General features: G+C 63.3%; 20 protein-coding genes and 3 tRNA genes. 14 read left to right on the forward strand and 9 right to left on the reverse strand.

The window, feature by feature from the left end; all coding sequences use genetic code 11:
• The first annotated feature begins 212 nt into the window (after positions 1–212).
• The 5 genes from CR152_RS17280 (at position 213) to CR152_RS17300 (ending at position 5,871) form a co-directional block, all read left to right on the forward strand.
• On the forward strand, positions 213–1,373 hold the full coding sequence (locus CR152_RS17280; protein WP_099876394.1) for an ATP phosphoribosyltransferase regulatory subunit: 1,161 nt from the start codon (positions 213–215) through the stop codon (positions 1,371–1,373).
• Positions 1,374–1,378: 5 nt separating this feature from the next.
• On the forward strand, positions 1,379–2,692 hold the full coding sequence (locus tag CR152_RS17285) for an adenylosuccinate synthase (protein ID WP_099876395.1): 1,314 nt from the start codon (positions 1,379–1,381) through the stop codon (positions 2,690–2,692).
• Between the two features lie 21 nt (positions 2,693–2,713).
• Entirely contained in the window at positions 2,714–3,259 is a 546-nt protein-coding gene (locus CR152_RS17290) for a phosphoribosyltransferase (protein ID WP_099876397.1), read from the forward strand.
• Between the two features lie 234 nt (positions 3,260–3,493).
• Entirely contained in the window at positions 3,494–4,135 is a 642-nt protein-coding gene (locus tag CR152_RS17295) for a hypothetical protein (RefSeq protein WP_099876398.1), read from the forward strand.
• Between the two features lie 251 nt (positions 4,136–4,386).
• On the forward strand, positions 4,387–5,871 hold the full coding sequence (locus CR152_RS17300) for a hypothetical protein (RefSeq protein ID WP_157778562.1): 1,485 nt from the start codon (positions 4,387–4,389) through the stop codon (positions 5,869–5,871).
• A gap of 85 nt (positions 5,872–5,956) precedes the next feature.
• Here the strand turns inward: CR152_RS17300 and CR152_RS17305 are convergent, their stop codons facing one another.
• Both CR152_RS17305 and CR152_RS17310 read right to left on the reverse strand, forming a co-directional pair.
• Complete coding sequence (locus CR152_RS17305; RefSeq protein WP_229413431.1) at positions 5,957–8,299, reverse strand: hypothetical protein; 2,343 nt, start codon at positions 8,297–8,299, stop codon at positions 5,957–5,959.
• Positions 8,300–8,827: 528 nt separating this feature from the next.
• Positions 8,828–11,170 (reverse strand): hypothetical protein, encoded by a 2,343-nt coding sequence (locus CR152_RS17310; RefSeq protein ID WP_229413432.1) that lies wholly within the window; start codon positions 11,168–11,170, stop codon positions 8,828–8,830.
• Positions 11,171–11,419: 249 nt separating this feature from the next.
• Here CR152_RS17310 and CR152_RS17315 point away from each other — a divergent pair, with 249 nt between their 5' ends.
• Positions 11,420–12,019: a MarC family protein gene (locus CR152_RS17315; protein ID WP_099876401.1), complete on the forward strand. Its 600-nt coding sequence runs from the start codon at positions 11,420–11,422 to the stop codon at positions 12,017–12,019.
• A gap of 123 nt (positions 12,020–12,142) precedes the next feature.
• Here the strand turns inward: CR152_RS17315 and uvrB are convergent, their stop codons facing one another.
• On the reverse strand, positions 12,143–14,230 hold the full coding sequence (gene uvrB, locus CR152_RS17320) for an excinuclease ABC subunit UvrB (protein WP_099876403.1): 2,088 nt from the start codon (positions 14,228–14,230) through the stop codon (positions 12,143–12,145).
• A 107-nt stretch (positions 14,231–14,337) separates the two neighbouring features.
• On the opposite strand from uvrB, the gene CR152_RS17325 reads away from it, so the two are divergent.
• Positions 14,338–15,552, forward strand: coding sequence for an amino acid aminotransferase (locus CR152_RS17325; RefSeq protein WP_099876404.1), 1,215 nt, complete (start codon positions 14,338–14,340; stop codon positions 15,550–15,552).
• A gap of 115 nt (positions 15,553–15,667) precedes the next feature.
• Positions 15,668–15,743, forward strand: a tRNA-Asn gene (locus tag CR152_RS17330).
• 107 nt (positions 15,744–15,850) lie between these two features.
• On the opposite strand, the gene CR152_RS17335 is transcribed toward CR152_RS17330, so the two are convergent.
• The 4 genes from CR152_RS17335 to CR152_RS17350 form a co-directional block, all read right to left on the reverse strand.
• Positions 15,851–16,126 (reverse strand): type II toxin-antitoxin system RelE/ParE family toxin, encoded by a 276-nt coding sequence (locus CR152_RS17335; protein ID WP_099876406.1) that lies wholly within the window; start codon positions 16,124–16,126, stop codon positions 15,851–15,853.
• Positions 16,126–16,401: a CopG family ribbon-helix-helix protein gene (locus tag CR152_RS17340; protein ID WP_099876407.1), complete on the reverse strand. Its 276-nt coding sequence runs from the start codon at positions 16,399–16,401 to the stop codon at positions 16,126–16,128. The genes CR152_RS17335 and CR152_RS17340 overlap by 1 nt, the downstream gene beginning before the upstream one ends.
• A 341-nt stretch (positions 16,402–16,742) precedes the next feature.
• A complete protein-coding gene (locus CR152_RS17345; RefSeq protein ID WP_099876409.1) occupies positions 16,743–17,558 on the reverse strand; it encodes a hypothetical protein in 816 nt (271 codons plus the stop codon).
• Positions 17,548–17,859 carry a hypothetical protein gene (locus CR152_RS17350; RefSeq protein ID WP_099876410.1) on the reverse strand — a complete coding sequence of 104 codons (312 nt, stop codon included), beginning with the start codon at positions 17,857–17,859 and terminating at the stop codon, positions 17,548–17,550. Before CR152_RS17350 ends, CR152_RS17345 begins: the two co-directional genes overlap by 11 nt.
• A gap of 299 nt (positions 17,860–18,158) precedes the next feature.
• Here CR152_RS17350 and CR152_RS17355 point away from each other — a divergent pair.
• The 6 genes from CR152_RS17355 (at position 18,159) to CR152_RS17380 (ending at position 22,850) form a co-directional block, all read left to right on the forward strand.
• Positions 18,159–18,234, forward strand: a tRNA-Asn gene (locus CR152_RS17355).
• Positions 18,235–18,423: 189 nt separating this feature from the next.
• Positions 18,424–19,032, forward strand: coding sequence for an outer membrane beta-barrel protein (locus CR152_RS17360; protein WP_099876412.1), 609 nt, complete (start codon positions 18,424–18,426; stop codon positions 19,030–19,032).
• 34 nt (positions 19,033–19,066) lie between these two features.
• Positions 19,067–19,142 (forward strand) — tRNA-Asn (locus CR152_RS17365).
• A gap of 144 nt (positions 19,143–19,286) precedes the next feature.
• Positions 19,287–20,225 carry a hypothetical protein gene (locus tag CR152_RS17370; RefSeq protein ID WP_157778563.1) on the forward strand — a complete coding sequence of 313 codons (939 nt, stop codon included), beginning with the start codon at positions 19,287–19,289 and terminating at the stop codon, positions 20,223–20,225.
• Between the two features lie 69 nt (positions 20,226–20,294).
• Entirely contained in the window at positions 20,295–21,143 is an 849-nt protein-coding gene (locus tag CR152_RS17375) for an endonuclease/exonuclease/phosphatase family protein (RefSeq protein WP_157778564.1), read from the forward strand.
• Positions 21,144–21,230: 87 nt separating this feature from the next.
• Positions 21,231–22,850, forward strand: a complete 1,620-nt coding sequence (locus tag CR152_RS17380; protein ID WP_099876417.1) for a response regulator — start codon at positions 21,231–21,233, stop codon at positions 22,848–22,850.
• 22 nt (positions 22,851–22,872) lie between these two features.
• Here the strand turns inward: CR152_RS17380 and CR152_RS17385 are convergent, their stop codons facing one another.
• Both CR152_RS17385 and CR152_RS17390 read right to left on the reverse strand, forming a co-directional pair.
• Complete coding sequence (locus CR152_RS17385; RefSeq protein ID WP_099876418.1) at positions 22,873–23,328, reverse strand: response regulator; 456 nt, start codon at positions 23,326–23,328, stop codon at positions 22,873–22,875.
• Between the two features lie 12 nt (positions 23,329–23,340).
• The gene (locus CR152_RS17390; protein WP_099876420.1) at positions 23,341–25,596 is read right to left on the reverse strand and encodes an ATP-binding protein; all 2,256 of its coding nucleotides are present in this window, start codon (positions 25,594–25,596) and stop codon (positions 23,341–23,343) included.
• Between the last annotated feature and the right edge of the window lie 72 nt (positions 25,597–25,668).

A 25,668-nucleotide genomic window follows, 5' to 3' on the forward strand; every position in this document is an offset into this window, starting at 1 on the left:
TGGGTTCCCGCCTTCGCGGGAACGACGATGTAGTGGTGAGAACAACAGGGTAGTAGTCCTGGGATTGACTTGTACGTAACAAGCCCACAACTCCCTCCCACACATTTGTTGGCTCCCTTAAACCATTTTCCTGTAAAATCGCTGATTCGGCGCTACATTTAGCACGACCGTGCGCGCCATATTGTCCGATTTTTAACTATCTCCCGTTGCCCATGCCGAACTGGCTCCTGCCTGAAAATATCGCGGACGTGCTGCCGTCCGAAGCGCGCAAGACCGAAGAGCTGCGCCGCCTGATGCTCGATAACTTCCGTTCCTACGGTTACGAGCTGGTCATGCCGCCGCTGCTCGAATACGTCGAGTCGCTGCTGACCGGCGCCGGCCAGGACACCGAACTGCGCAGCTTCAAGCTGGTCGACCCGATGTCGGGCCGCATGCTCGGCCTGCGCGCCGACATGACCACCCAGGTCGCGCGCATCGATGCCCACCTGCTCAACCGCGATTCGGTCACCCGCCTGTGCTACGCCGGCAGCGTGCTCCATACCCGCCCGAGCGGCCTGCACGCGACGCGCGAACCCTTGCAGATCGGCGCCGAAATCTACGGCCACGCCGGCCTGGAAGCGGACGCCGAAGTGCAGGAACTGGCGCTGGCCTCGCTGGCCCTGGCCGGCTTCGGCGCCGACCAGGTGCGCCTTGACCTGTCGCACGTGGGCGTGCTGCGCGCGCTGCTGGCCGGCGACGGCGCGGCGCAAAAAGATGAAGCGGCCCTGTACACGCTGCTGCGCGCCAAGGACACCCCGGGCCTGGACGCGATCAGCGTATCGTATGCGCCGGCCACCCGCGCCGCGCTGCTGGCCTTGCCCGGCCTGTACGGCGACATCGATGTGCTGGCGCGTGCGCGCGAGGTCTTGCCGGCGCTGCCGGGCATCACGCGCGCGCTGGCCGAACTGGCCGCGCTGGCCGGATCGGCCCTGGGCCGCGCCGACGTGGCGATCGACCTGGCCGACCTGCGCGGCTACCAATACGAAAGCGGCGCGATGTTCGCGCTGTACGTGCCCGGCCTGCCGAATGCGGTGGCGCGCGGCGGCCGTTACGACCATGTGGGCGAAGCATTCGGCCGGGCCAGGCCCGCGACCGGCTTTTCGCTCGATTTGCGCGAACTGGCGCGGCTCTTGCCGACCGCCGAGCGCAAACATTCGATCCGGGCTCCGTGGGGCAATGCCCCCGAGCTGCGTGAAAAAATCGCTCAACTGCGCAAAGCAGGCGAGGTTGTGATCCAGAGTTTGCCGGGTCACGACAATGAGCAGGACGAGTTCGAGTGCGATCGCGTACTTGTCCTCGAAAACAGTAACTGGATTCTCAAAAACTTAGGCTAAGTGTGATGTCAAAGAAAAACGTGGCAAAGAACGTCGTTGTCATCGGCACCCAGTGGGGCGATGAAGGCAAGGGCAAGATCGTCGATTGGCTGACCGATAACGCGCAGGGCGTGGTTCGCTTCCAGGGTGGCCATAATGCCGGCCATACCCTGGTCATCAAAGGTCAGAAGACCGCCTTGCAGCTGATCCCGTCGGGCATCATGCGCGAAGGCGTGGCCTGCTACATCGGCAATGGCGTGGTCGTGTCGGTTCCCGACGTGATGCGCGAAATCGACAAGCTCCAGGCCATCGGCGTGGAAGTGGTATCGCGCCTGAAGATTTCCGAGGCGTGCCCGGCGATCCTGCCGTACCACGTCGCCATCGACGTGGCCCGTGAAGTGGCGCGCGGCGCCAACAAGATCGGCACCACCGGCAAGGGCATCGGCCCGGCCTACGAAGACAAAGTGGCACGCCGCGCGATCCGTATCGCCGACATGCTCAACGAAGAGCGCTTCGCCGAGAAACTGCGCGAAAACCTCGACTACCATAACTTCGTGCTGACCAATTACCTGAAAGCCGACGCGGTCGACTTCCAGAAGACCTTCGACGACGCTATGGCCCTGGTGCCACGCCTCAAACCAATGGTCGGCGACGTGTCCTCGCAGCTGTACGCGGCGCACAAGGCCGGCGGCAACCTGCTGTTCGAAGGCGCCCAGGGCTCGCTGCTCGACGTCGACCACGGCACCTATCCGTACGTGACGTCGTCGAACTGCGTGGCCGGCAATGCCGCCGCCGGCGCCGGCGTGGGTCCCAACATGCTGCACTACATCCTGGGCATCACCAAGGCGTACACGACGCGCGTCGGCTCCGGACCGTTCCCGTCGGAGCTGCCGACGGACGCCGGCGTTGGCCACCACCTGTCGTCGGTGGGCCATGAATTCGGCACCGTGACCGGCCGTGCGCGCCGCTGCGGCTGGTTCGATGCCGCGCTGCTGCGCCGCTCGGTCCAGATCAATGGCGTCTCGGGCATGTGCCTGACCAAGCTCGACGTGCTCGACGGCCTGGAAACGCTCAAGCTGTGCACCGGCTACAAGGTCGATGGGCGCGATGTCGACATCTTCCCGGTCGGCGCGGAAGACGCGGCGCGCTGCGTGCCTGTGTATGAAGAGATGCCGGGCTGGAAAGAAAGCACCGTCGGCGCCAAGTCGCTGGCCGAGCTGCCTGCCACCGCGCGCGCTTACATCAAGCGCATCGAAGAACTGGTCGGCGTCCCGGTCGATATGGTTTCCACCGGTCCCGACCGCGTCGAAACGATCGTCCTGCGTCATCCGTTCGAATAATAACAAGCTATAGGAATCATCATGACGACCCCTCCATCGACCGACAATGACCTCTGGGTGTCCTGGGACGAGTACCACCGCCTGATCGAGCGCCTGGCGCTCAAGGTCTACGAATCGGGCTGGAAGTTCGACCAGGTCTTGTGCCTGGCGCGCGGCGGCGTGCGTCCGGGCGACGTGTTCTCGCGCATTTTCGATGTGCCGCTGGCGATCCTGTCGACCAGCTCGTACCGCGAAGAAGCGGGCACCGTGCGCGGCGACCTGGACATCGCCAAGTACATGACGATGACCAAGGGCCCGCTGGCCGGCAAGATCTTGCTGGTCGACGACCTGGCCGATTCGGGCGTCACGCTCGACAAGGTCACGCGTCACCTGAGCGAGAATTTCACCGGCGTGACCGAAGTCAAATCGGCGGTGATCTGGGTCAAGGGCACGTCCTCGATCCGTCCGGATTACTTCCTGGAAGACTTGCCGCACAATCCGTGGATTCACCAGCCGTTCGAAGATTACGACGGCCTGCGTCCGCACCAGTTGTCGGCATGGATGAAGAAGTTCGACAAGCCGGCATAAGCGATCAGTTGTAGCTTGCCAACGGCGGGAGGATCGAGAGATCCTCCCGCCGTTTTTCATTGCGGCCACAGCTTGCACCGGAAATCTTGCGGCCGGTTTTTTTAAGTTTCCGCACCTGTCGGTCATTCTGGCGAGCTCATGATCGGCCACAAGGCGCGGCGACTCCGTGGCTAGGCGCGCCATCCCAAACTCCGTACAGTCGAAGACGTACCATTCCTTCACAACGAGGAGTTGATGATGACTACCATTAACGAAACGCCGGAGCCGGAACAGAATCAAGACCTGCAGGATACCAACCTTCAGAACGGCCCCGCTGACATTGGGGAACAGGACCCCGAGCAACTCGTGGGCGACGAGCTCACACCCGAGGAAATAGCCGCCCTCGAGCAGGGCGACACCGGTCCTGAAGGGGCGATCGCGGAGTTCGCCCCCGATGAACCTGGTGCCGATGAGGGGCCAAAAGGCGAAATCGGCAGAGAGCGCCGGCGTTGGTATCTTGCCCCGTGTCTCGGACGTTTGCTGTTCGAGGTTAACCGGCGCTGGCCGCGCCGGGACAAGACGGGCGACCGTACCCTTCTCCCGTCGAGCCGCGGCGACCACTATCCCAACAGCCGTGGTTCCGTCAATGCGTGCGACATCGACAAGGACGGTGTCAGGGTGATCGTCATTATACGGGCCGCCATCCGGCATCCCTCCTGCAATTACGTCATCTTCAACGGGATCATCTGGTTACGCTCGCGTAATTTCCGCCCATACAGGCTAAAAGGCTTCTTTCCAGCTTACACGACGCGCATTCACATCAGCATCATTGCGCGACGTACTGCCGAGCAGAGCCGGACACGCTGGGGAATCTGGCCACGCTCGCGCAGGCCGTAGGGTCATGCTGACGCACAGCGGGCAGTTGGTTTGACGCCGCGCGGCGGGAAGATCGAACGGTCTTCCCGCCGTTTTTCATTGCGGCCACACTTGCGCGGGAAATCTTGCGCCGCGTTTTCTTAAGTTTCCGGGGTAGCCGGTCATTTAAACGAGCTCATGATTGGAGACAGGCAGCGGCGACGCTGTGGGTAGGCGGCCGATCCGAAAATCCGTAGAGTGAAGGTCGCTGCATCCCTTTACACAAGGAGTTGATGATGACCACCGTTACCGGAACACTGGACCTTTCCCGGATTCCAGAAGAGCAGTTCGATCCGAATTTTCATTTGCGCGTTGCTGTCGTGTTCTACGATCAAGTGTTGGGTTCGGCAATATTGAAGCCAGTCAGTCGCACGACCCCACTCGCGTTTTCGGTGCCGTTCACGCCGGCGCTGTTCGGCTTTCGCCGCTTGCCGGCGGCGCTGACCGTGGTGGTCGGCGCCGGCGTTGTCGATTTCGATCTGCTGAGCACCGACACGCTCGAGCGCGAGGTGTCGCTCGCAGGCCTCGTCAACGCGTCCGCGGAGCAGTTGGTGATCCCGGTGGGCGACGTCAGGCCGAGCATTGCGCAGTATGGCCGGTGGCTGGTCAGCAGCGGATTTTTCCAACTCCCGGGCGGCCTGGCCTGCTTGCCGCCGGTGGCGGCGCAACGCCGTGGCGCCCGTGTCAGCGGTCACACCGACCGCCCCGGCGGCGCAACGCTGCGCCCGATCCGGATCGGCGACGGCGACCAGGACAGCGGCGCCGTTCAAGGTTTCGGCGGCGCCCAGCCTGGCGCGGGCGACATTCAGGGCGAGCACCGCGGCACCACCGCCACCGGCGACCAGGCCCCCCTGGTCGGTGCCGACATAAGCGATATGGAAAACCAGGAGCTCGACCCCACCGGGGACGAGCCCGGCGAAGCCGACGAGGCCGATGGCGCCCTTGACGCCGATATCGCCGAACTGGAAAGCGAAAGCGCCAGAAGCATCGACCTCACCATCGAGTTGGAAGACGACACCCCTGATGAATTCATCGGAGAAGAGCTCAGTGCGGAAGAGCAAGGCGCCCTCGAGGTGGCGGGCACCGAGACGGACGTCGCCGATGATCGCGGCTCCAGGGAAGTGCGGGTAGCCAGCTCCTGCAGTAAGCGGCCCTGGTATGTCGCGCCTTCGCTGCTGCGCTTGCGTGCCGAGCTCAACCGACGCTGGCCGCGGCGCGACAAGCGCTCCGACGGCGCCATTGGCGATGAGCGTCACTGTCGTGGGCCCAGTGATCACAACCCTAACAGGCGCAATTCCGTCAATGCGCTCGACATCGACAAGGACGGCATCGTGCCGATGATCGTGGTGCGTGCCCTCATGCGGCATCCTTCCACCAATTACGTCATTTTCAACAGGACCATCTGGTCGCGCCGGTATGGATTTCGCCCACACCGGTACACGGGCGCCAATCCTCACACGGCGCACATCCACGTGAGCATTATGCAGACCAGGGCTGCCGAGCAAAACAGGAGAGGATGGCGCATCTGGCCGATACCCAAGGCCACCACCATGCCTGGCGATGCCATGGCGTCCGTGGACAGTCTCCCGGCCGCGGCCGAAGGGAGCTTCAACGTCGGCCAGACTTATGATGCGATGGTGACGCAGGGTGGGAAGCAGTTCGAGGTCGCGCTCACGGTACTGCGCGAGTCGCCCGCGGGGCAGGTACTCGTCAGTTGAGGCCGCCCCAGTCGCCGGGGCCTGCCCGGCGGCTGGGGTATTATTTATTACCTATCTGTCTGGGGCCAGCTTGCGGCCCCGGACATTAACGCGGCACGATCGCGAACTGCGGCCGCTGGGTGTAGTCAGGCTTGATCGTGCGCTTGGCGAACACGTCCCACGCCGCGCGCGCGTTCGGGATGCCGGTGCTGGCCGCCATCGCCACCGCCGGCTGCATGTTGGCCGGGAAGCCTTCCGGCGAGCTTGCATAGCCCGTCATCTCGCCTGCCAGCCATGGCGTGCGGCCCGATTTCTTGTCGATTTCGAGCTGGGTGCGCCAGGCGGCCTGCAACTGGCTGCCGCACGGCTGGTCCACGTACCGTTTGCCGGTGCTGTTGACCAGGTCGGTATTATCCGCCGCGCGGAAGGTGGCCTGCCAGGCCTGGCCGAACGTCGTGAAGTACGGCGACGTCTCGGTGGCGCGCACCGACAGGGCGTATACCGCGCCATCCACCCAGCAATAGCCTGGCGCCGTCAGGCGGCCGACCGGGAAGCGTGCTTTCCAGTCGAGCAGCGTCTTGGACTTGGTGAAGCCCAGTTCGTACGCCTGGCCTATGCTGGACGTGAAGAAATCGTCCTGCCATGGCGCCATGCCAGTTTTCGGGCCGCCCGGACCGGTGTAGGCCACCGCCGCAAAGCCGCTGTTGTCGATGAAGCCCAGCTGGTTGCTGTTGGCGGTGACGTAGGTCGCGGTGTACCAGTCGACGTTATTGTCGACGATCTTGTTGAAGTAGCCCTTGAGCGGGTGATCGTCCGGCGCGATGTAGGCCGCCTGCGTCAGCGAGCGCAATGCCCACGCCTGTCCACGGACCTGGTGGCTCTTGACCAGGCCGGTGGCGTGCTTGCGGTAGCCCGGGTTCTGGTTGATCAGGTTCCAGTTGGCCCAGAAGTGCAGCTCGTCGAGGTGATAGGTGTCGCCGGTGACCAGGTAAGGCAGGTACGAGAACGATGGGTGGTGCGCCGTCTCGGGGGTGTATGGCGTCTTGCACTCGATGGCGGGAGTGCACTGCGGCATGTCTTCCCAGCGGTTGAGCGCCCGGTTGAAGCTGTCGCCGCTGATGCGCACGTCGCGGATGAACGGGTAGTCGACGATCGATACCGGCTGGCCGGTGACCCGGTCGCGGTAGTGCATCGGCCAGCTGCCGCTCAGGTCGCTCAAACCGACGGTGACTTCCTTGGCGCGCTCATCCATGCTGAGCAGGTACATCGCACCCCACGCGTGGTTCAGGCCGATATCCGGACGCCCGCCCGCCGCCGGCATGTATTTGTCGACCATGGCCATGCCCATCGGAGCCGGCTTGGCCGCGTCCCAGGTGGTTTTCATGGTGCTGAGCGCGGTCGGCGAAATGGTCAGGCTCTGGTCGTAGTTCGGCACCGCCTTGGAGGCGATCAGGTAGGCCGTGTCGTGCTTGATGTGGACCGACGGTTCGAGCTCGGGCCAGAACACCTTGCGCCAGCGCGCGTGGTGATAGTGCTGCAGGGCGGCGATGTTGTAGATGCTTTTGCCTCTGATCAGCACTTCGGCATCGTAGGTGAAGGTTTTCGGGGCCGGCTCGTAGGCCCAGTTGTTTTCGACCGTGACGTCGACCCGTACCTTGCCCCGGACATCGCTGCTGGAGCGGTAGGAGCGGATGGCGAAGCGCGCGCTCAGGTGCGGATGGTTCACGCCGGCAGCCGACTTGAACGGCGCCGAGACTTGCCACTCGTTGACCATCGGGCCGGACAGCCAGGTCTGGTACGCGGTGCCGCGCAGCAGTTCCGCCGCCGAGGCGGTGTACACCTGGCCCGCCAGGGTCAGCTTGACGGTCGAGTCGAAGCCGCTGGCCAGCAGGGCTTCCGGACCCGTCGCGGCGGCCGGCGGCGGGGCGGCGGCGGCGTTCAGCGCCAGCGTGCCGTTCTGGCCCGCGGCCATCTGCGGCAGGATCGCGGTGATGACGGCGTGACGCACCGATCCATCCGGGTGCTTGGCCTTGATGTTGACCTGCAAGGGCAGCTGGGCGCCAGCGTAAACACCCAGCAGGCCGGTTCCAGCGGGAAACGCTCCCGGTGCAAAGACTTGCCCGAAGGTGAGCGGGAGGTTGTATTGCTGGTAGATGGACTTGTTAATCAGCTGCAACGTCGTCAGGGTGGTACCGATCGGCGCCGGCAGTCCCAGCGGCGGGGCCGGGGTCAATGGATTGCTCGGCTTGAGCGAGCGCAGGGCGCTGCTTTCCGCCTGCGTGCCGACCTCGCCAGCAAGAGCGACAGGCGGGGCCGAGAGCGGTGCTGTGGGCGCCGCCGCGGAAACCTGGTCCGGTGCGCTGCCGCCGCCGCCGCAAGCGGCAAGCAGCATGGCACCGAGGCTGGCCACGCCCAATGAGGTATAAGCGCGGTAGTGAATATTTGACACGGTTAATCTCCTTTAAATGTTTTACTGAAGGCAACATTATGCTGCTGTGTTGAAATTGTCAACACGAAACATTGCGAAGATGGCGGCAGACAGGGGGTGTACTCAGCCGATGTTAGCGCGCACATTTCAGGCGTTTCATGGGGAGCGTGTTCAAAATCATGGCGGCTCGACACTATGTTCAATTGTCTGATTTTCGCCACGAATTCAGCACAACGGCGCAGGAGTTGGGCGGCAATTCGTCAGGCCGAATGACCCAAACTTTCATTCAAACCGACATGGTCGGCCACGCAAGGCATCGGACTGAACCTTTCACCATGGAGACGGAAGACGGACGCTCCCGATCAGCGTCGGCCACACCCATGACGTGATGCGCACGCCAGGCGGCGAGCGGTTCGAGGTCGCGCGCACGGTGCTGCGCCGGTCGACTGCGCAGCCGCTGCTTTGCAGTTGAGGCGGCACTGGCGGGTGCGCCGTGGAGCACCCGCTGGCAGGACTGATGCGCCGGGGGCCGGGGTCCGGCCCCGGACACTAGCGCGGCACGATGGCGAACTGCGGCCGCTTGGTGTAGTCGGGCTTGAGCGCGCGCCTGGCGAACACGTCCCATGCCGCGCGCGCGTTCGGGATGCCGGTGCTGGCGGCCATCGCCAGCGCCGGCTGCATGTTGGCCGGGAAGCCTTCCGGCGAGCTTGCATAGCCCGTCATCTCGCCGGCCAGCCATGGCGCGCGAGCCCGTTTCTCGTCGCGATCGCGCTGGGTGCGCCAGTCGGCCTGCAACTGGCTGCCGCACGGCTGGTCCACATACCGTTGGCCGGTGCTGTTGACCAGGTCGGTATTGTCCGCCGCGCGGACGGTTGCCTGCCAAGCCTGGCCGAACGTCGTGAAATACGGCGACGTCGCAGTGGCGCGCACCGACAGGGCGTACTCGGCGCCGTCCACCCAGCAATAGCCGGGCGCCGTCATGCGGCCGACCGGGAAGCGTGCTTTCCAGTCGAGCAAGGTCTTGGACTTGGTGAAGCCCAGTTCATACGCCTGGCCCACGCTGGACGTGAAGAAATCGTCCTGCCATGGCGCCATGCCGGTTTTCGGGCCGCCGGGGCCGCCGTAAACGACCGCGCTGCCGCCGCTGTTGTCGAGGAAGCCCAACTGGTTGCTGTTGCCAGTGACGTAGGTCGCGGTGTACCAGTCCACGTTATTGTCGACGATCTTGTTGAAGTAGCCCTTGAGCGGGTGATCGTCCGGCGCGATGTAGGCCGCCTGCGTCAGCGAGCGCAATGACCACGCCTGTCCACGCACCTGGTGGCTCATGACCAGGCCGGTGGCGTGCCTGCGGTAGGCCGGGTTCTGGGTGATCAGGTTCCAGTTGGCCCAGAAGTGCAGCTCGTCGAGGTGATAGGTGTCGCCGGTGACCAGGTATGGCAGGTAGGAAAACGATGGGTGGTGCGCCGTCTCGGGGGTGTATGGCGTCTTGCACTCGATGGCGGGAGTGCACTGCGGCATGTCTTCCCAGCGGTTGAGCGCCCGGTTGTAGCTGTCGCTGCTGATGCGCACGTCGCGCACGTACGGGTACTCGAAGATGGATACCGGCTGGCCGGTGTTGCGGTCGCGGTAGTGCATCGGCCAGCTTCCGCTCAGGTCGCTCAAGCCGACGGTGACTTCCTTGGCGCGCTCATCCATGCTGAGCAGGTACATCGCACCCCATGCATGGTTCAGGCCGATATCCGGACGGCCTCCCGTCGCGGGCATGTACTTGTCGACCATGGCCATGCCCATCGGGCCCGCCTTGGCCGTGTCCCAGGCGGTCTTCATGGTGGTCAGTGCGTCCGGCGATATGGTCAGGCTCTGGTCGTAGTTCGGCACCGCCTTCGCGGCGATCAGGTAGGCCGTGTCGTGCTTGATGTGGACCGACGGTTCGAGTTCGGGCCAGAACACCTTGCGCCAGCGCGCGTGGTGGTAGTGCGGCAGGGCGGCGATGTTGTAGATGCTTTTGCCTCTGATCAGCACTTCGGCATCGTAGGTGAAGGTTTTCGGGGCCGGCTCGTAGGCCCAGTTGTTTTCGACCGTGACGTCGACCCTTACCTTGCCCCGGGCATCGCTGCTGGAGCGGTAGGAGCGGATGGCGAAGCGCGCGCTCAGGTGCGGATGGTTCACGCCGGCAGCCGACTTGAAGGGCGCCGACACCTGCCATTCATTGACCATCGGGCCGGACAGCCAGGTCTGGTATGCGGTGCCGCGCAGCAGTTCGGCCGCCGAGGCCGTGTACAACTGGCCCGCCAGGGTCAGCTTGACGGTCGCGTCGAAGCCGCTGGCCAGCAGGGCGTCCGGACCGGTCGCAGCGGCCGGCGGCGGCGCGGCGGCGGCGTTCAGCGCCAGCGTGCCGTTCTGGCCCGCGGCCATCTGCGGCAGGACCGCGGTGATGATCGCGTGACGTACCGATCCATCCGCGTGTCTGGCCTTGATGTTGACCTGCAAGGGCAGCGCGGCGCCGGCATACACACCGGTCAGCCCGCCTGCCGCAGGGAATGCTCCCGGTGCAAAGACTTGCCCGAAGGTGAGCGGGACGTTGTATTGCGGGTAAGTGGATTTGTTAATCAGCTGCAAAGTCGTCAGGGTGGTACCGATCGGCGCCGGCAGCCCCAGCGGCGGCGCAGGGGTCAGCGGATTGGCAGACTGGAGCGAGAGCAGGGCGCTCCTTTCCGCTTGCTTGCCGACCTCGCCAGCAAGAGCGACAGGCGGGGCCGAGAGCGGTACTGTGGGCGCCGACGCGGAAACCTGGTCCGGTGCGCTGCCACCGCCGCCGCAAGCGGCCAGCAGCACGGCGCCGAGGCTGGCCAGGCCCCGCGATGTGCAAGCGCGGTAATGAAAAACAGACATGGTGGATCTCCTTTCATTGTTTTGTTATAAGCAACACTATGCTGCGTTTTTCAGCAAGTCAACAAGAAACACCGCGCAGGCGACGGCAGGCGGGCAGCAACCTCTGTCGATGTTAGCGCGTACATTTCAGGCGTTTCATGGGGCGCGTGTTCAACATCACCACCGGTCGGCGCGGACGGTTTGTTGTATGATTTTTGCCACGAATTCAGCACACTGGTGCATGTGCCGTGCGGCAAGTTATCATGTCGGATGACCCAAACTTTTATTCAAACCTTTATCCTGCTGATCCTGGTCACCGACCCGTTCGGCAACGTCCCGCTGTTCGTCAGCGCCATGGCCAACGTGCCGGCCGAGCGGCGCTGGAAAGTCGTGGTACGCGAGTGCCTGATCGCCTTCTTCGTGCTGCTGCTGTTCATGTTCTTCGGGCGCCATCTGCTGGCGGCCATGCAGCTGTCCGAAATCTCGCTGCGCATCGGCGGCAGCGTGATCCTGTTCCTGATCGCCATGCGGATGGTCTTTCCCCAGCCGGGCGGCATGTTCGGCGACACCGAAAAGGGGGGAGAGCCGTTCATCGTGCCGCTGGCCATTCCAGCCATTGCCGGACCGTCGGCGCTGGCGACCGTGCTCTTGTTTTCGTCGAATTCGACCGTCGAAGTCGTCGTTCACGTGGGCGCGCTGGTGGCCGTGGCGCTGGTCTGGCTGGCCGTGTTCCTGAGCGCCGAGCGATTGCAGGAAAAACTCGGCCCGCAAGTGATGACCGCTTTCGAACGCTTGATGGGACTGATTTTGAGTGCGATGGCGGTCGAGATGTTCCTGGCGGGCATCCGCGAGTTCATCAAGTCGCTCTGAAGTGTTGTGTTCGCCGCTCGCCTTGAATCCACAGGCGGGGCGCTGCCGTCTCCTGCGCGAAGGAGGAGACGGCGGTAAGGCGGGCGGCGGTGCCGGGGGGTGGCGCCGCCCGGCCTGTTTTTTTTACTTGCCCAGGATCGACACGACATTGTCGGTGCCTGGCGCGCCAAACGCCTGCTGCTTGAGGACATGCAGCTGGTCGCGCACCTGCGCGGCCTTCTCGAACTCCAGATTTTTCGCGTGGTCGACCATCAGCTTTTCGAGACGCTTGATCTCCTTGCCGATCTGCTTCTCGCTCATCGACTCGACCTTGGCGGTTTCCTTGGCCGCCTCCAGGGTGTCGCGCGCCTGCTGCGGGCTGTAGACGCCGTCGATCAGCTCCTTGATCTGCTTCTTGATGCCGACCGCGGTGATGCCATGCTCGATGTTGTACGCGATCTGCTTGGCGCGCCGGCGTTCGGTCTCGCCGATCGCCTTTTCCATGGAATCGGTGATGCGGTCGGCGTACAGGATCGCCACCCCGTTCAGGTTGCGCGCCGCGCGCCCGATGGTCTGGATCAGGCTGCGCTCGGAACGCAGGAAGCCTTCCTTGTCGGCGTCGAGGATCGCCACCAGCGACACCTCCGGCAAATCGAGGCCCTCGCGCAGCAGATTGATCCCGACCAGCACATCGAAGGTACCCAGGCGCAGGTCGCGCAGGATCTCGACCCGTTCCACCGTCTCGATATCGCTGTGCAGATAGCGCACCTTGATGCCATGGTCGCTCAGGTACTCGGTCAGCTGCTCCGACATGCGCTTGGTGAGCGTGGTCACCAGCACCCGTTCATCCTTCTTGACGCGGTCCTGGATTTCGGACATCAGGTCGTCGACCTGCGACAGCGCCGGCTTGACGATCACCAGCGGGTCCACCAGGCCGGTTGGACGCACCACCTGTTCGACCACATTGTCGGAATGCGTTTTCTCGTATTCGGCCGGCGTGGCCGACACAAAAATCGTCTGGCGCAGCTTGCCCTCGAATTCCTCGAACTTGAGCGGGCGGTTGTCGAGCGCGGACGGCAGGCGGAAACCATAGTCGACCAGGTTGGTCTTGCGCGAACGGTCGCCGTTGTACATGGCGTTGAGCTGCCCGACCAGCACGTGCGACTCGTCGAGGAACATCAGCGCGTCTTTCGGCAGGTAGTCGACCAGGGTCGGCGGCGGGTCGCCCGGCATGGCGCCCGACAAGTGGCGCGAGTAATTCTCGATGCCCTTGGTGAAGCCGATTTCGGCCATCATTTCCAGGTCGAAGCGGGTGCGCTGCTCGAGGCGCTGCTCTTCGATCAGCTTGTTCTCCTGGCGGAAGTACTCGAGCCGGTCGCGCAGTTCGAGCTTGATCGATTCGATCGCGCGCAGCACCGTGGAGCGCGGCGTGACGTAGTGCGATCCCGGATAGACGGTAAAGCGCGGGATCTTCTGGCGTATGCGTCCGGTGAGCGGGTCGAACAGCTGTAGCGACTCGATTTCGTCATCGAACATCTCGACCCGGATCGCCAGTTCCGCATGCTCGGCGGGGAAGATGTCGATGGTGTCGCCGCGCACGCGGAAGGTGCCGCGCCCGAAATCGATTTCGTTGCGCGTGTACTGCATCTGGATCAGGCGCGCGATGACGTCGCGCTGCGCGACCTTGTCCTTGGCGCGCAGGGTCAGAATCATCTGGTGGTATTCGCTCGGGTTACCGATACCGTAAATCGCCGACACGGTGGCCACGATGACCACGTCGCGCCGCTCCATGAGCGACTTGGTGCACGACAGGCGCATCTGCTCGATATGCTCGTTGATCGACGAGTCCTTTTCGATGAACAGGTCGCGCTGCGGCACGTAGGCTTCCGGCTGGTAGTAATCGTAGTAGCTCACGAAATATTCAACCGCGTTTTGCGGGAAGAATTCGCGGAACTCCGAGTACAGCTGCGCGGCCAGGGTTTTGTTCGGCGCGAACACGATCGCCGGACGGCCGGCGCGCGCGATCACGTTAGCCATGGTGTAGGTTTTACCCGAGCCGGTCACGCCGAGCAGGGTCTGGAACGAGAGCCCGTCGTTGATGCCTTCGATCAGCCCTGCGATCGCGCTCGGCTGGTCGCCGGCCGGTTCGAACGGCTGGTGCAGCTTGAACGGGGAATCGGGGAAGGTGACGACGGTCGGTGACGGGTCGTGTGCAACGGATAATTCAGCCATACGATCAGACCTTTGTTAGAATGGTGTCCCGCTTGCGGCCCAGGAAACACCCAATCAGTATATGGGTCGCTGTCTATACAACCCAGCCGACACTCAAGTTTACCACGATGACTTCAACAGCTTCCGCCACCATCTTCAGCGCCATCGACATGGCCCCGCGTGACCCGATCCTGGGCATCACCGAGGCGTTCAATGCGGACACCAATCCAGCCAAAATCAATCTGGGCGTGGGTGTCTATTATGACGACAATGGCAAAGTGCCGCTGCTCGCGTGCGTACGCAAAGCCGAGGAGCTGCTGATGGAGCAACTGGCGCCGCGCACCTATCTTCCGATCGAAGGCCTGGCTGCGTACGACGCCGCTGTGCAAGAGCTGGTATTTGGTGCCGGCAGCGCGATTATTCAAGAGAAGCGCGCGGTCACCGTGCAAGCCATCGGCGGCACCGGCGCGCTGAAAATCGGCGCCGACTTCCTGCAGCGCTTCGCTCCGGGGTCCAGCGTGTATATCAGCGATCCGAGCTGGGAAAACCACCGCGCCCTGTTCGAGAGCGCCGGTTTCACCGTCAACACTTACCGCTACTACGACGCGGCCACGCGCGGCGTCGATTTCGACGGCATGCTGGCCGACCTGAAAGCCATGCCGAAGGGCGCCATCGTGCTGCTGCACGCCTGCTGCCACAATCCGACCGGCGCCGACATCACGCCCGCCCAATGGGATGAGGTGATTGCCGCCATCGGCGCCGGCGGCCTGATTCCATTTCTCGACATGGCTTACCAGGGCTTCGGATCGGGCATTGCCGAAGACGGCGCGGTGGTGGGCAAGTTTGCCGCCGCCGGTGGTCCGCTGCTGATCTCGAATTCGTTCTCGAAGTCGTTCTCGCTGTACGGCGAGCGCGTCGGTGCCCTGTCGGTGCTTGGCGCCAGCGCGAAAGAAGCAGAGCGCCTGCTCTCGCAGCTCAAGCGCGTGGTGCGCACCAACTACTCGAACCCGCCGGTCCATGGCGGCAAGGTGGTCGCCACCGCGCTGACCACCCCGGAACTGCGCCAACTGTGGGAAGAGGAACTGGCCGGCATGCGCGTGCGCATCAAGGAAATGCGCAACACCTTCGTGCAAAAGCTCAAGGAAAAAGCGCCAGCGCACGATTTCGAATTCGTGCGCGAGCAGGTCGGCATGTTTTCGTATTCGGGCCTGACCAAGCAGCAGGTCGAGCGCCTGCGCCTTGAACATTCGATCTACGCCGTCGACACCGGCCGCATCTGCGTGGCGGCCCTGAATTCGAAAAATATCGACCGCGTGATTGACGCCATCGCCAAAGTCCTTTAATATCTTGCTTCTTCGAATTGATCGAAAGATGAAGTCGAAGAAGAGCATGGTGCTGCAGCGATTACTGCCAACAACTTGATGGTCTGATCATTACAGCATATAATGTTTCTTTTATTCCCTGATAGCTCAGTTGGTAGAGCGACGGACTGTTAATCCGCAGGTCCCTGGTTCGAGTCCAGGTCGGGGAGCCAGAATTGAGAAGAAAGCCACGCCTTTGCGTGGCTTTTTTCGTTGACGCTCGTGTGTTCCAGTGGTGAACTGTGCTGTCCGATGCGGCGCACATTTCTCCTGTCGGCATTTAGCGTTTCTCGCGCGTATGCCACACGCGCAGAATATAGACCGCGGATCCGGCTATTTCATAGCGCATCTCATAGTGGCCCACCAGAATTCTTCTGACCTCGCGCGGTTCAAATTCGTCGAGTTTTTCGCCCATGCGTGGATTTGCCACCAAACTTGCCGGGGCTGCCATGAGCGACTTCAACATGCGCGCCGCTGCGGGCTTATTCACGGCCGCAAGGAATTCATGCAGGCGGACCAGGTCAGCAAGCGCCTTGCTGGTCCATTGCGGCTGCATCAGGGCACCATGGGTGCCGGAAGCGGGTTGTCCGTGGCGAGGCTATCAGCCCAGCGCTGGATCGTTTGGTGATCGATGACGCGTCCCGCATCGACGTCGGCCAAGGCTTCACGCGTGAGGCGGCTGCGCTCTTCTTCCTGATCGACCCATGCGCTCAGGGCCTGTTTGATAACCCATCCCTGCGAACGCTCAAGCCGGGCGGCCAGCTCGTCAACCTTGTCTGCCAACGATAACGGAACGTGCGCGGTGAGCACTTTGGTTTCAGCAGGAGCCATCAGCCGGTCCTTTCATTCTGAACTTCGACAGGTAGGTCGCTGGAGTCAGCTATTGTTCCTGTGAAATTATACTTGTCATGCATCGTGGGTTTGATTATACCGGCGTTTGGAAAAGCGGTACGCGAGAACGCAGCCTGCTCCGCGCAGTGCCGTTGGTCACGCCGGGGAAAAATGGGCGGCTGACATTCGCCGCTATGCGTGCTCGTTTCGGCTTGCGAACGGCTTTGCGTCGCGGGATTTGCCGTCCTCGCTGTTGATGCAACGCTTGCCTGCGGTCAAGGGCGCCCGCACACGCTCGCTGCATCGTCATGCGCCGCACCGATGATGGCGTGTACGCGCCACTACCGCCGCACCACCTCGCATGCGGGTTGCGCGGCCAGCGCGGCCGGGCTCAGTTTGGTCCATTCCATTGCGATCGCAAAGCCGCCAACGGTCAGCATGCCGGTCAGCGCGATATTGAGCAGCAGTCGCCAGAAAAAGCCTGGGCGCCCATAATAGTCGTACATGACTTTAAAGCCAAAGAAGTGCCCGATCAGCGGGAGGCACAGCGCCAGTCCGAACAGGATCTGGTTATGTTCCGACAGCCCTGCCGCGTTCCCCGTGGTCGGATAACACCGGCCAATGAGCCGGTTCAGGATGTCGAAGGCCAGGATGAAAAAGCCGCAGACGACGGAAAAACCGGGCAGCAAGCCTGCGGTAACGGCCCAGAACAGAATACTGCTTTCATCGTTCTTGGCGCGGATGCGCGGCTCGGGAATCGGCGTCGGGCTCGGCGCATCGGTGGCGTATCCGGCCGCGCGAATGGCATGGGCGAGCAGGTCGTTCCAGTCGGCGACGGGAGTGTCGACCCCGATGCGGGCCAGGTACAGGGTGTCATTGTCCAGCCACACGGTCGACCCGTTGGAGCTGGATAGATTGTTTTGCCAGGTGTCGGAGGCGCGGCCAAGCTTGAGAATGAATACCGTGGTGATGTCGTTGCCGTTTTCGTTACTCACCCGCATAGACCGATGTTCAAGTTCGAGCACGGTGAACTGGTAGCCGCCGCGCGTGCCTTCGACAATCGACACGGCGCGCGTGCCGGTCATGCCGGCGGCGCGCCACAGCGGATTGCGGTAATGTCCGAGAAACCCCGGCGGGGGAGTTTGCCTAAGCGCCATGGGTGTCGAATTGTTCGAGGGCGCGGGCGTTGTTCGCGTTCTTCACTTCGGCGCGATAGGTGACCACGGTCAGGGTCGTACCGACCAGCATGACAAACCAGCCCGGGATGCCGTGCACCGCCAGCATCGCGATGCTGCTTACTGCAATAAAACCAATGCGCAGTTCCTTGCCCGGCAAGCGGCGCAGAATGAAGCGGAAGACGAACACGCCAATCGAGCACAGGACCAGGTAGTAAATGCTGCCGACAAACACGAACAGCATATATTCCCCGCCGTTTCCTTCGATTTCTTTGGCGAACATTTTGCTCACTAATAGGGTTGCGAGAAAAGAGGCGGGGGCGAAGGCGGCGGCGGACAAGGCGGGGGAAAGTTGGGGCATCCGTCAGTATGTACGGAGTAAGGGTTTAAAAGCAAGAATCAAGTTTATTCTGATAACGTTGGCGCGCGCCGTACCCCGGGGCGCGTCCGGGACGCGCTTGCAGCTGACCTCTCGCCCGCCTTGAGCGTATTCTCATCGAACCTGACGTGCAGCCGCAGAAACGTCCGTCGAACACGGGTACTGGACAGTCCCGTTTTTGCCCGATATAATGCGGCCTCTTTTCCCTGATAGCTCAGTTGGTAGAGCGACGGACTGTTAATCCGCAGGTCCCTGGTTCGAGTCCAGGTCGGGGAGCCAGAATTGCAGAAGGCCGCGTTGAACAACGTGGCCTTTTTTGTAAGTTGTTCGGATTCGCACTGTTTGTTACCTATAAACAACGATTTGCGGCATTCTTCCTTGCCTATTTGCAATCCCTGCAAGTATCATACTGCCTGGTAAATACGCAGCACTCCCGCGCGTTATCCGAACCTTACATCTAAAAATACCATGAAAAAAATTGCATTCGTGATCGCTGTTGCGATCGCATCCCTGAGCTCGGCCCAGGCACAAAACGCTCCCGCCGAAGGCAATCCGTTGCGCTTCGTTGTCGGCATGGGCCTGACCGGTGGTGGCGACAAGCTCGCTACCGCTGAATACGAGCACGGTGGTTCGGTCGATGTGCGCGCCGGCGGCCTGATCGCCTTCGTGGGCGGTGTCGACTATCGCATCAATCGCCAGTTCTCGATCCAGAGCACCGTGGGTTTTCACGTTGACCAGGCCAGCGCCGAAAACGGCGACGTGACCTTCAAGCGTTTCCCGATCGAACTGCTGGGGTACTTTCACCCGACCGAAAACTTCCGCTTCGGCGGCGGCGTGCGTTATGTGTCCAGCCCTAAGCTGAACGGCAAAGGTTTCGGCTCCGGCATCTACAAGGAGTTCGATAACACCGTCGGCGCCGTGGTCGAAGGCGAGTACTTCTTCGGCCCGAGTGTTGGCCTCAAAGTGCGTCTCGTGAAAGAAACCTACGATTACACCTACCGTGACCGTCGTTACGTCTTGCGCAACGGCGAGACCAAAGGCGACCACATCGGCATTTTCGGTAATTTCTACTTCTAAAATTCGCCTGAGGCCTATATAATACGGCCTCTTTTCCCTGATAGCTCAGTTGGTAGAGCGACGGACTGTTAATCCGCAGGTCCCTGGTTCGAGTCCAGGTCGGGGAGCCAGAATTTGAAAGGGCCTGCAAGCAATTGCAGGCCCTTTTTCATTGGCGTCGCGTTTTCGCACGGACTTCTCCCGTATTAGCCTGCCTCAAACCTTGTGCAAATACCCCGCGCATAATCGGCCTTCAAGCTGGTTTGGAGCTGAACATGGATGTGGCGCGCAATCTCCATAGCGGGGAGCTGGTCGAGGCGGAAGAATTATGGAATATGGACGTGGTCGATAAAGACGCCTATGTCTGCCGCGGCTGCGCCACCAGGGTATTTCCGGCATCGTACAACCCGGCGGTGAACAAGCGCCGCCCGTATTTCACGCTCGGTAAAGGGAATCATCACGCGCAGGGCTGCGACGTCGATGGCGAAAACACGATCGTCAGCCGCGCCCGGCAAGAGCGGGTCGGCGGCAGCGATGGCTTTCCGATGCCATTCCCCAGCAAGCTGAGCCTGAGCGACGCGCATCCGGCCGGCCCCGCCGGTCACGCCAGCGCCGCGTTCGGATCGGCCACGCTGGCCGCCGTCCATGCCGCCGCCCGCGGCGCCGCCAGGCGCCAGTACCACGGCCACACCGTCAAGACCATCCGTCCGCTGTGCCGCACCTACATCAACTTCCCCAACGACCGCGCCTACCTGCCGCTCGAGATCCCGGGTGTCTGGGGCAGCACCTACGCCCAGCTGTTCTGGCTCATCCCCAACAAAAAACCGGCCTTCTTCAAGAATCCGCGCCACCTGTTCCATGCGCCGATCCGCTGGAAAGTGGAACCGGTCGTCAGCGACACGCACTGCGAACTGACCCTGAGCGCCGGCCAATGGGACAGCGCCACGCGGGGCTACCTGAGCCTGTGCCGGCTGCGGGTCGACTGGTCGGGCTGGTCCGATACGCGCCGCCGCACCTTGTTGCACGAAATCGAGGCGGCGCGCGCGGAATCGGTCGAACAGGCCCGGCGCGACAGCCAGATCAAAGGCTGGCTGTTCTTTATCGGCACCCAGGACCGGACCGACCCCGGCCTGTTCCATGTCGACGATGCGCGCTTCATCTGTTGCCTGGCCGCCCGCATGACGTGGCCGGAACGTCAACTGGCGCCCGCCTGACTTGCATCATCCCCGCGCGGCATGACCGGGCTAGCCTGAGCACTTGATCACTGTGTGGAGGCGACCGGCATGAACCTGATCACATGGAATATCCAGCGCGGCCGTACGCCGGGCGGCGAGTGCAACATCGCGCATACGGCCGCAAGCCTGCGCGGCGTGGCCGATGCCGACGCAATTTGCTTGCAGGAAGTATCGTCCGGCTACACCGACATGCCCGGCTGCGATGGCGCCAACCAGTTTGCGCTGCTGGCCGCGCATTTTCCCGCGCATGTGCCGGTAACCGGACTGGCTTGCGACACGGCGGGGGAGGGGGGCCAGCGCCGCATGTTCGGCAACATGATCCTGTCGCGCTATCCGGTATGGCAAGTGATTCGCCACGCCTTGCCATGGCCGCCCGACCCGGATGTGATGAGCATGCAGCGCATCGCGCTCGAAGCGACGCTCGATACGCCGCTCGGCCTGGTGCGCGTCATCACCACCCATCTGGAGTATTTTTCACGCCTGCAGCGCAGCGCCCAGGTGCAGCGCCTGCGCGACCTGCAGCGCGAGGCGGCCGCGCACGCCGCCCGTCCCAGGGCCGGCGCCGCCGCCGGACCGTTTTGCGCCACCCCGCGCGCCGGCGCCGCCATTCTCGCGGGCGACTGCAATTTCCTGCCCGGTTCCTGGGAATATCATTGTTTGCAAGCACCGTTTGACGATGGCACGCCCGCCTGGGCCGATGCCTGGCGCCTGCGCCATCCAGATCGGGCGCACGCGCCCAGCGTCTGCCTGCACGACCATCCGGGGCGCCCGGCCGATCCGTTCACCTGCGACTTCGTTTTCGTCAGCGACGACCTGGCCCCGCGCCTGGCCGAGGTCGGCGTGGCGATGGACGACCTGGGCCCGGACCACCAGCCTTTGCTGGTCCGCCTGGACTGAGCGGCCCTGCGCACGGTTGGTTTTGTTGCATTCAAAACAGCTTGTCCTCATGTAAAATATAATTGAATTTATGTTATAGCAATACATATGATCGACGACAAATCCTATCCCTGTTCGGTACTGCTGATCGACGATGAGCCCTTCGCCGAGGACTTCATCGCGCATTGCCTTGAGGGTTGCTCCGACGTGGCGCTGCGTTACGCATCGCAGTCCGAGCGTGTCGTCGAGCTGGCCATCGAGGTCGATGCCACGGTGGTGCTGGTCGACTTGCGCATGCCGGGGGCCGACGGCTTCGACGTCATCCGCCTGCTGCGCCAGCATCGCGACACCGAGCATGTGCCGGTCATTTTGCTCTCGTCCGAGGAAGACGCCGAGATCAAGGCCCGCGCCTTTGCCTCGGGCGCCAACGATTACCTGGTCAAGTGGCCCGATGGGCGCGAACTGGCCGCGCGCGTGCGCTATCACAGCGGCGCCTACATCGCGCGCAAGCAGCGCGACGAAGCGTTCGTGTCGCTGCGGCGCAGCCAGGAAGAACTGGCGGCGAGCCAGTCGGCCCTGCACCAGGCCCAGAAAATGGAAGCGATCGGCCAGCTGACCGGCGGCGTGGCGCACGACTTCAATAACGTGTTGCAGATCATCGGCGGCAACCTGCAGCTGCTCAAGCTGCTCGGCGGCGTGAGCGACAGCGCCCGCACCCGCATCGATATCGCGCTGGCCGGGGTCGAACGCGGCGCCAGGCTGTCGGCCCACCTGCTGGCCTTCGCCCGCCGTCAGCCGCTGCAGGCGGTGGTGGTCAATCCGGCCGCGGTCCTGCGCGACATGGATGAAATGATGCGCCGCGTGCTCGGTCCGCGCGCCGTCATCGTCACCGACATCGAAGAGCAGCTGTGGAGCACCACGGTCGATCCGAGCCAGTTGAACAACGTGATCCTGAACCTGGCCATCAACGCGCGCGACGCCATGGCCGACGGCGGCACGCTCACCATCCGCGCGGCCAATGTGCCGGTCGGCTCGCCCATGCTGTCGGAACTTGCCAGCGGCGACTACGTGATGGTCGAAGTGGCCGATACCGGCTGCGGCATGCCGCAAGCGGTGTTGCAGCGCGCCTTCGAACCCTTCTTCACCACCAAGCCGACCGGGCAGGGCACGGGGCTCGGGCTGTCGATGGCGTACGGCTTCGTCAAGCAGTCGGGCGGCGAAATCCAGTTGAAGAGCGAACCGGGCGCCGGCACCAGCGTCAAGATTTTCCTGCAGCGCAGCGCCAGCGAACCGGAAGACGCCGAAGACCACGTGCAAACGCCCCTGTTCGGCGGCCTGGAAACGATCCTGGTGGTGGAAGATGAAGAGGATGTGCGCACCAGCACGGTCGAACTGCTGTCCGCGCTCGGCTACCAGGTGTTCGAGGCCGAAGACGCGGCCCATGCCGTGGAACTGATCGACTCGGGCGCCAGAATCGACCTGGTGTTTTCGGATGTGATCATGCCGGGGAAACTGAGCAGCCTGGAATTGAGCGAAGTGGTGCGCACCAAGCTGCCGTCGGCGCAGCTGCTGTTTACGTCGGGCTACGCCGAAGGGGTGCTGGCGCACGAAGGCAAGCTCGATGCCAAGGTCAACCTGCTGCAAAAACCGTATAACGCCGATGTGCTCAGCGCGCGCATCCGCCACCTGCTCAGGCGGCGCAAGCCGGCCGCCGTCACCTCGCACTGAGCGCGGCCGCGCCGCCCGGCGCCTATTGCGGCTTGACGTAGCGGTGCGACCCCGGCGGCGGCTCGTTGAGCACCGCCCAGAAAATCCCCAGGTCGGCGATCGCCCGCACGAATTCCTCGAAGTCGACCGGCTTGACCACATACGCATTGACCCCCAGCTCGTAACTGCGCAGCAGATCCTGTTCTTCCTTCGACGACGTGAGCATCACCACCGGCACGCTTTTCAGGTGCGCCGTGCCGCGGATTTCCTTGAGCACTTCCAGGCCATCGATTTTCGGCAGCTTCAGGTCGAGCAGCACCACGGTCGGATTGCCGACCTGGCGCGCGGCGTGATCGCCGCGGCAGAAAAGGTAGTCGAGCGCCTCGGCGCCGTCGCGCGCGATGATGACCTCATTGGCCAGCTGGCTCTTTTCGAGCGCGATCAGCGTCAGTTCCAGGTCGTGCGGATTATCTTCGACCAGAAGGATGGGCTTTAACATGTGTTACGTACCTTAGATATGAAGTTCTTTGGGGATGCTGAAGTAAAACGTGGCGCCTTCGCCCTGCACGCCGGTGGCCCAGACCCGCCCGCCGTGGCGCTCGATGATGCGGCGCACATTGGCCAGGCCGATGCCGGTGCCCTGGAAGTCTTCCATGCGGTGCAAACGCTGGAACACGCCGAACAATTTGTGCACGTAATCCATGTTGAAACCGGCGCCATTGTCGGCGATCGACAGCACCCATTCGGCGCCCTCGTCGCTGGCGCGGATGGTGATGACGGCGCGCTCCTTCTGGCTGGTGAACTTGAGCGCGTTCGACAGCAGGTTGTACAGCGCCAGCTGCACGAAGGTGGGGTCGGCGCGCATCGCCGGCAGCGGGCCGATGTCCCATTCGACCTGGCGCTGGCCGACGTCGAGGGTGAGCTTGTCGATGCAGGAGCGTACCAGGTCGCCCATCTGGACCAGGGTCGGACGCAGCGCGGCGCGGCCCATCTGCGAAAAACTGAGCAGGTCGTCGACCAGCTTGCCGGCCAGGCGCGCCGAATCCTTGATGTTGCGCAGGAAGCGCTGGCGCTTTTCCAGGTTTTCGCTGGTGGCTGGTTCCAGCAGCAGGTCGGAAAAGCCGACGATGTGGCGCAGCGGCGCGCGCAGGTCGTGCGACACCGAATACGAAAACGCTTCGAGTTCCTTGTTGGCGCGCCCCAGTTCCTCGGCCAGTTCGGCCATCTGCTCTGCGCGCTCGAGCGCGATGCCCAGGAGCGCCGTGCGAAACTCGCTGGCCAGCTCGATCTCGCCGCCGTGCCATGGCGCGCTGGTGCCGGTGATGGTCTCGCGCCAGGTGGCGAAGCTGGTGCGCGGCGAGAGCTGCGCCATGGGCGCGGCGTTCGCCCCATCCGCGTCTTTCTGGTGCGGGTTGCCGGCCCATTCGACCGTGCGCACCACCTCGGGCCGGAACCACAGCAGGTAATGTTTGTGGATGCGCGAGACCGGCATGGCCAACAGGCCCGCCGCGTTGCCGCACATGGCCGCCGCCGGCGGGTACAGCGCCGCCAGGTGGTCGGTGTGGAATACGTCGCCGTGGCAGTGCAGGTCGAGCCAGCCGACCAGGTCGCGAATCGCCTCTTCGCCGGGGGTGTCGCCGTAGGTCAGCAGGCGGTCGTCGAACAGGATGGCGGCGCCGCCGGCGCGCGCGAACTGCAGCAGGGCCGGGAATACGCTGGAGAGGTTATCGATGAAGTCGGCACTCTGGGTCAGCCCGGCCAGCATCGACACCATGATGCGGCGCACGTCGAGGCGGAACTGCAGCTCGCTGGCGTCTTCGCGCGACTCGACGCACATGGCCAGGATCTGACCCAGCTGCTCGCAGGCGGTGCGCTTGTCGAAAGCGACCGCGCAGGGCGTCGCGTGGTGGCACGAAATGAGCCCCCACAGCTGGCCCTTGACCATCAGCGACACCGACATCGAGGCCAGCGTGCCCATGTTGCGCATGTACTGCAGGTGGATCGGCGAGACGCTGCGCAAGGCCGCGAACGAGAGGTCGTTGGCGGTCCCGGTGACCGGATTGACGGGTGGGGCCAGGCGCGCCGGCGTGTAATTGGCATCCTGGATCAGGCGTATGCGGTTAAGCATGTACAGCTCGCGCGCCTGGCGCGGAATGTCCGACGCCGGAAAACGCTGCCCAAGGTAGGACGGGTAAGCGTCGTCGCGGCATTCGGCCAGCACGTGGCCGTGGCCTTCCTCGTCGAACTTGTACACCATGACCCGGCCGAAGCCGGTGACGCGCCGGATTTCCTGGGCCGCCAGCTCGCACATGGCCTGGGCCGTGGCGCTGTCGCTCACCTTGAGCAAAAAGTCGCCCACCTGGCGGTGCAGGTGGCGGAAGTCGGCCGCCGACGCCCGTTCGACCGCCTCGAACTCGAGGATCAGCAGGCCGTCGTAGCGGTGCGCCAGCACGTCGAAATGGCGCGCCGGACCGATTCCCAGGGTGCACAGATAGAGCGGGCGCTGGCCGATGCCGGCGGCATCGAGTTCGGGCCGCAGCTGCAGGCTGGCCTGCTCGCCGATCACCCGCTCGAGCGGCTGGCCGATGGCGCGCGCGGCGTCGGCCCCGATCATCTGTTCCAGATTCTCGCTCGCCTGCAGCACCTCCAGCGTGGGCGAGAGCGCCAGCAGGAAGCCGTGCGGCTGGATGCTGCCGGGCGTGCGGATCGGTTCCTTGTCGCAGCTCGACAAGTCCATTGGAGGATGTTCGGGATTGGCCTGGCTCATGGAGGGGTTCCTGGGCACGGGACGGGGCGCCACATTTCAAAAGCATAATTTTACTGCATACACTATGTCGGG

The sequence above is a fragment of the Massilia violaceinigra genome (assembly GCF_002752675.1).
In the GTDB taxonomy this organism is placed as follows: Bacteria; Pseudomonadota; Gammaproteobacteria; order Burkholderiales; family Burkholderiaceae_D; genus Telluria_A; species Telluria_A violaceinigra.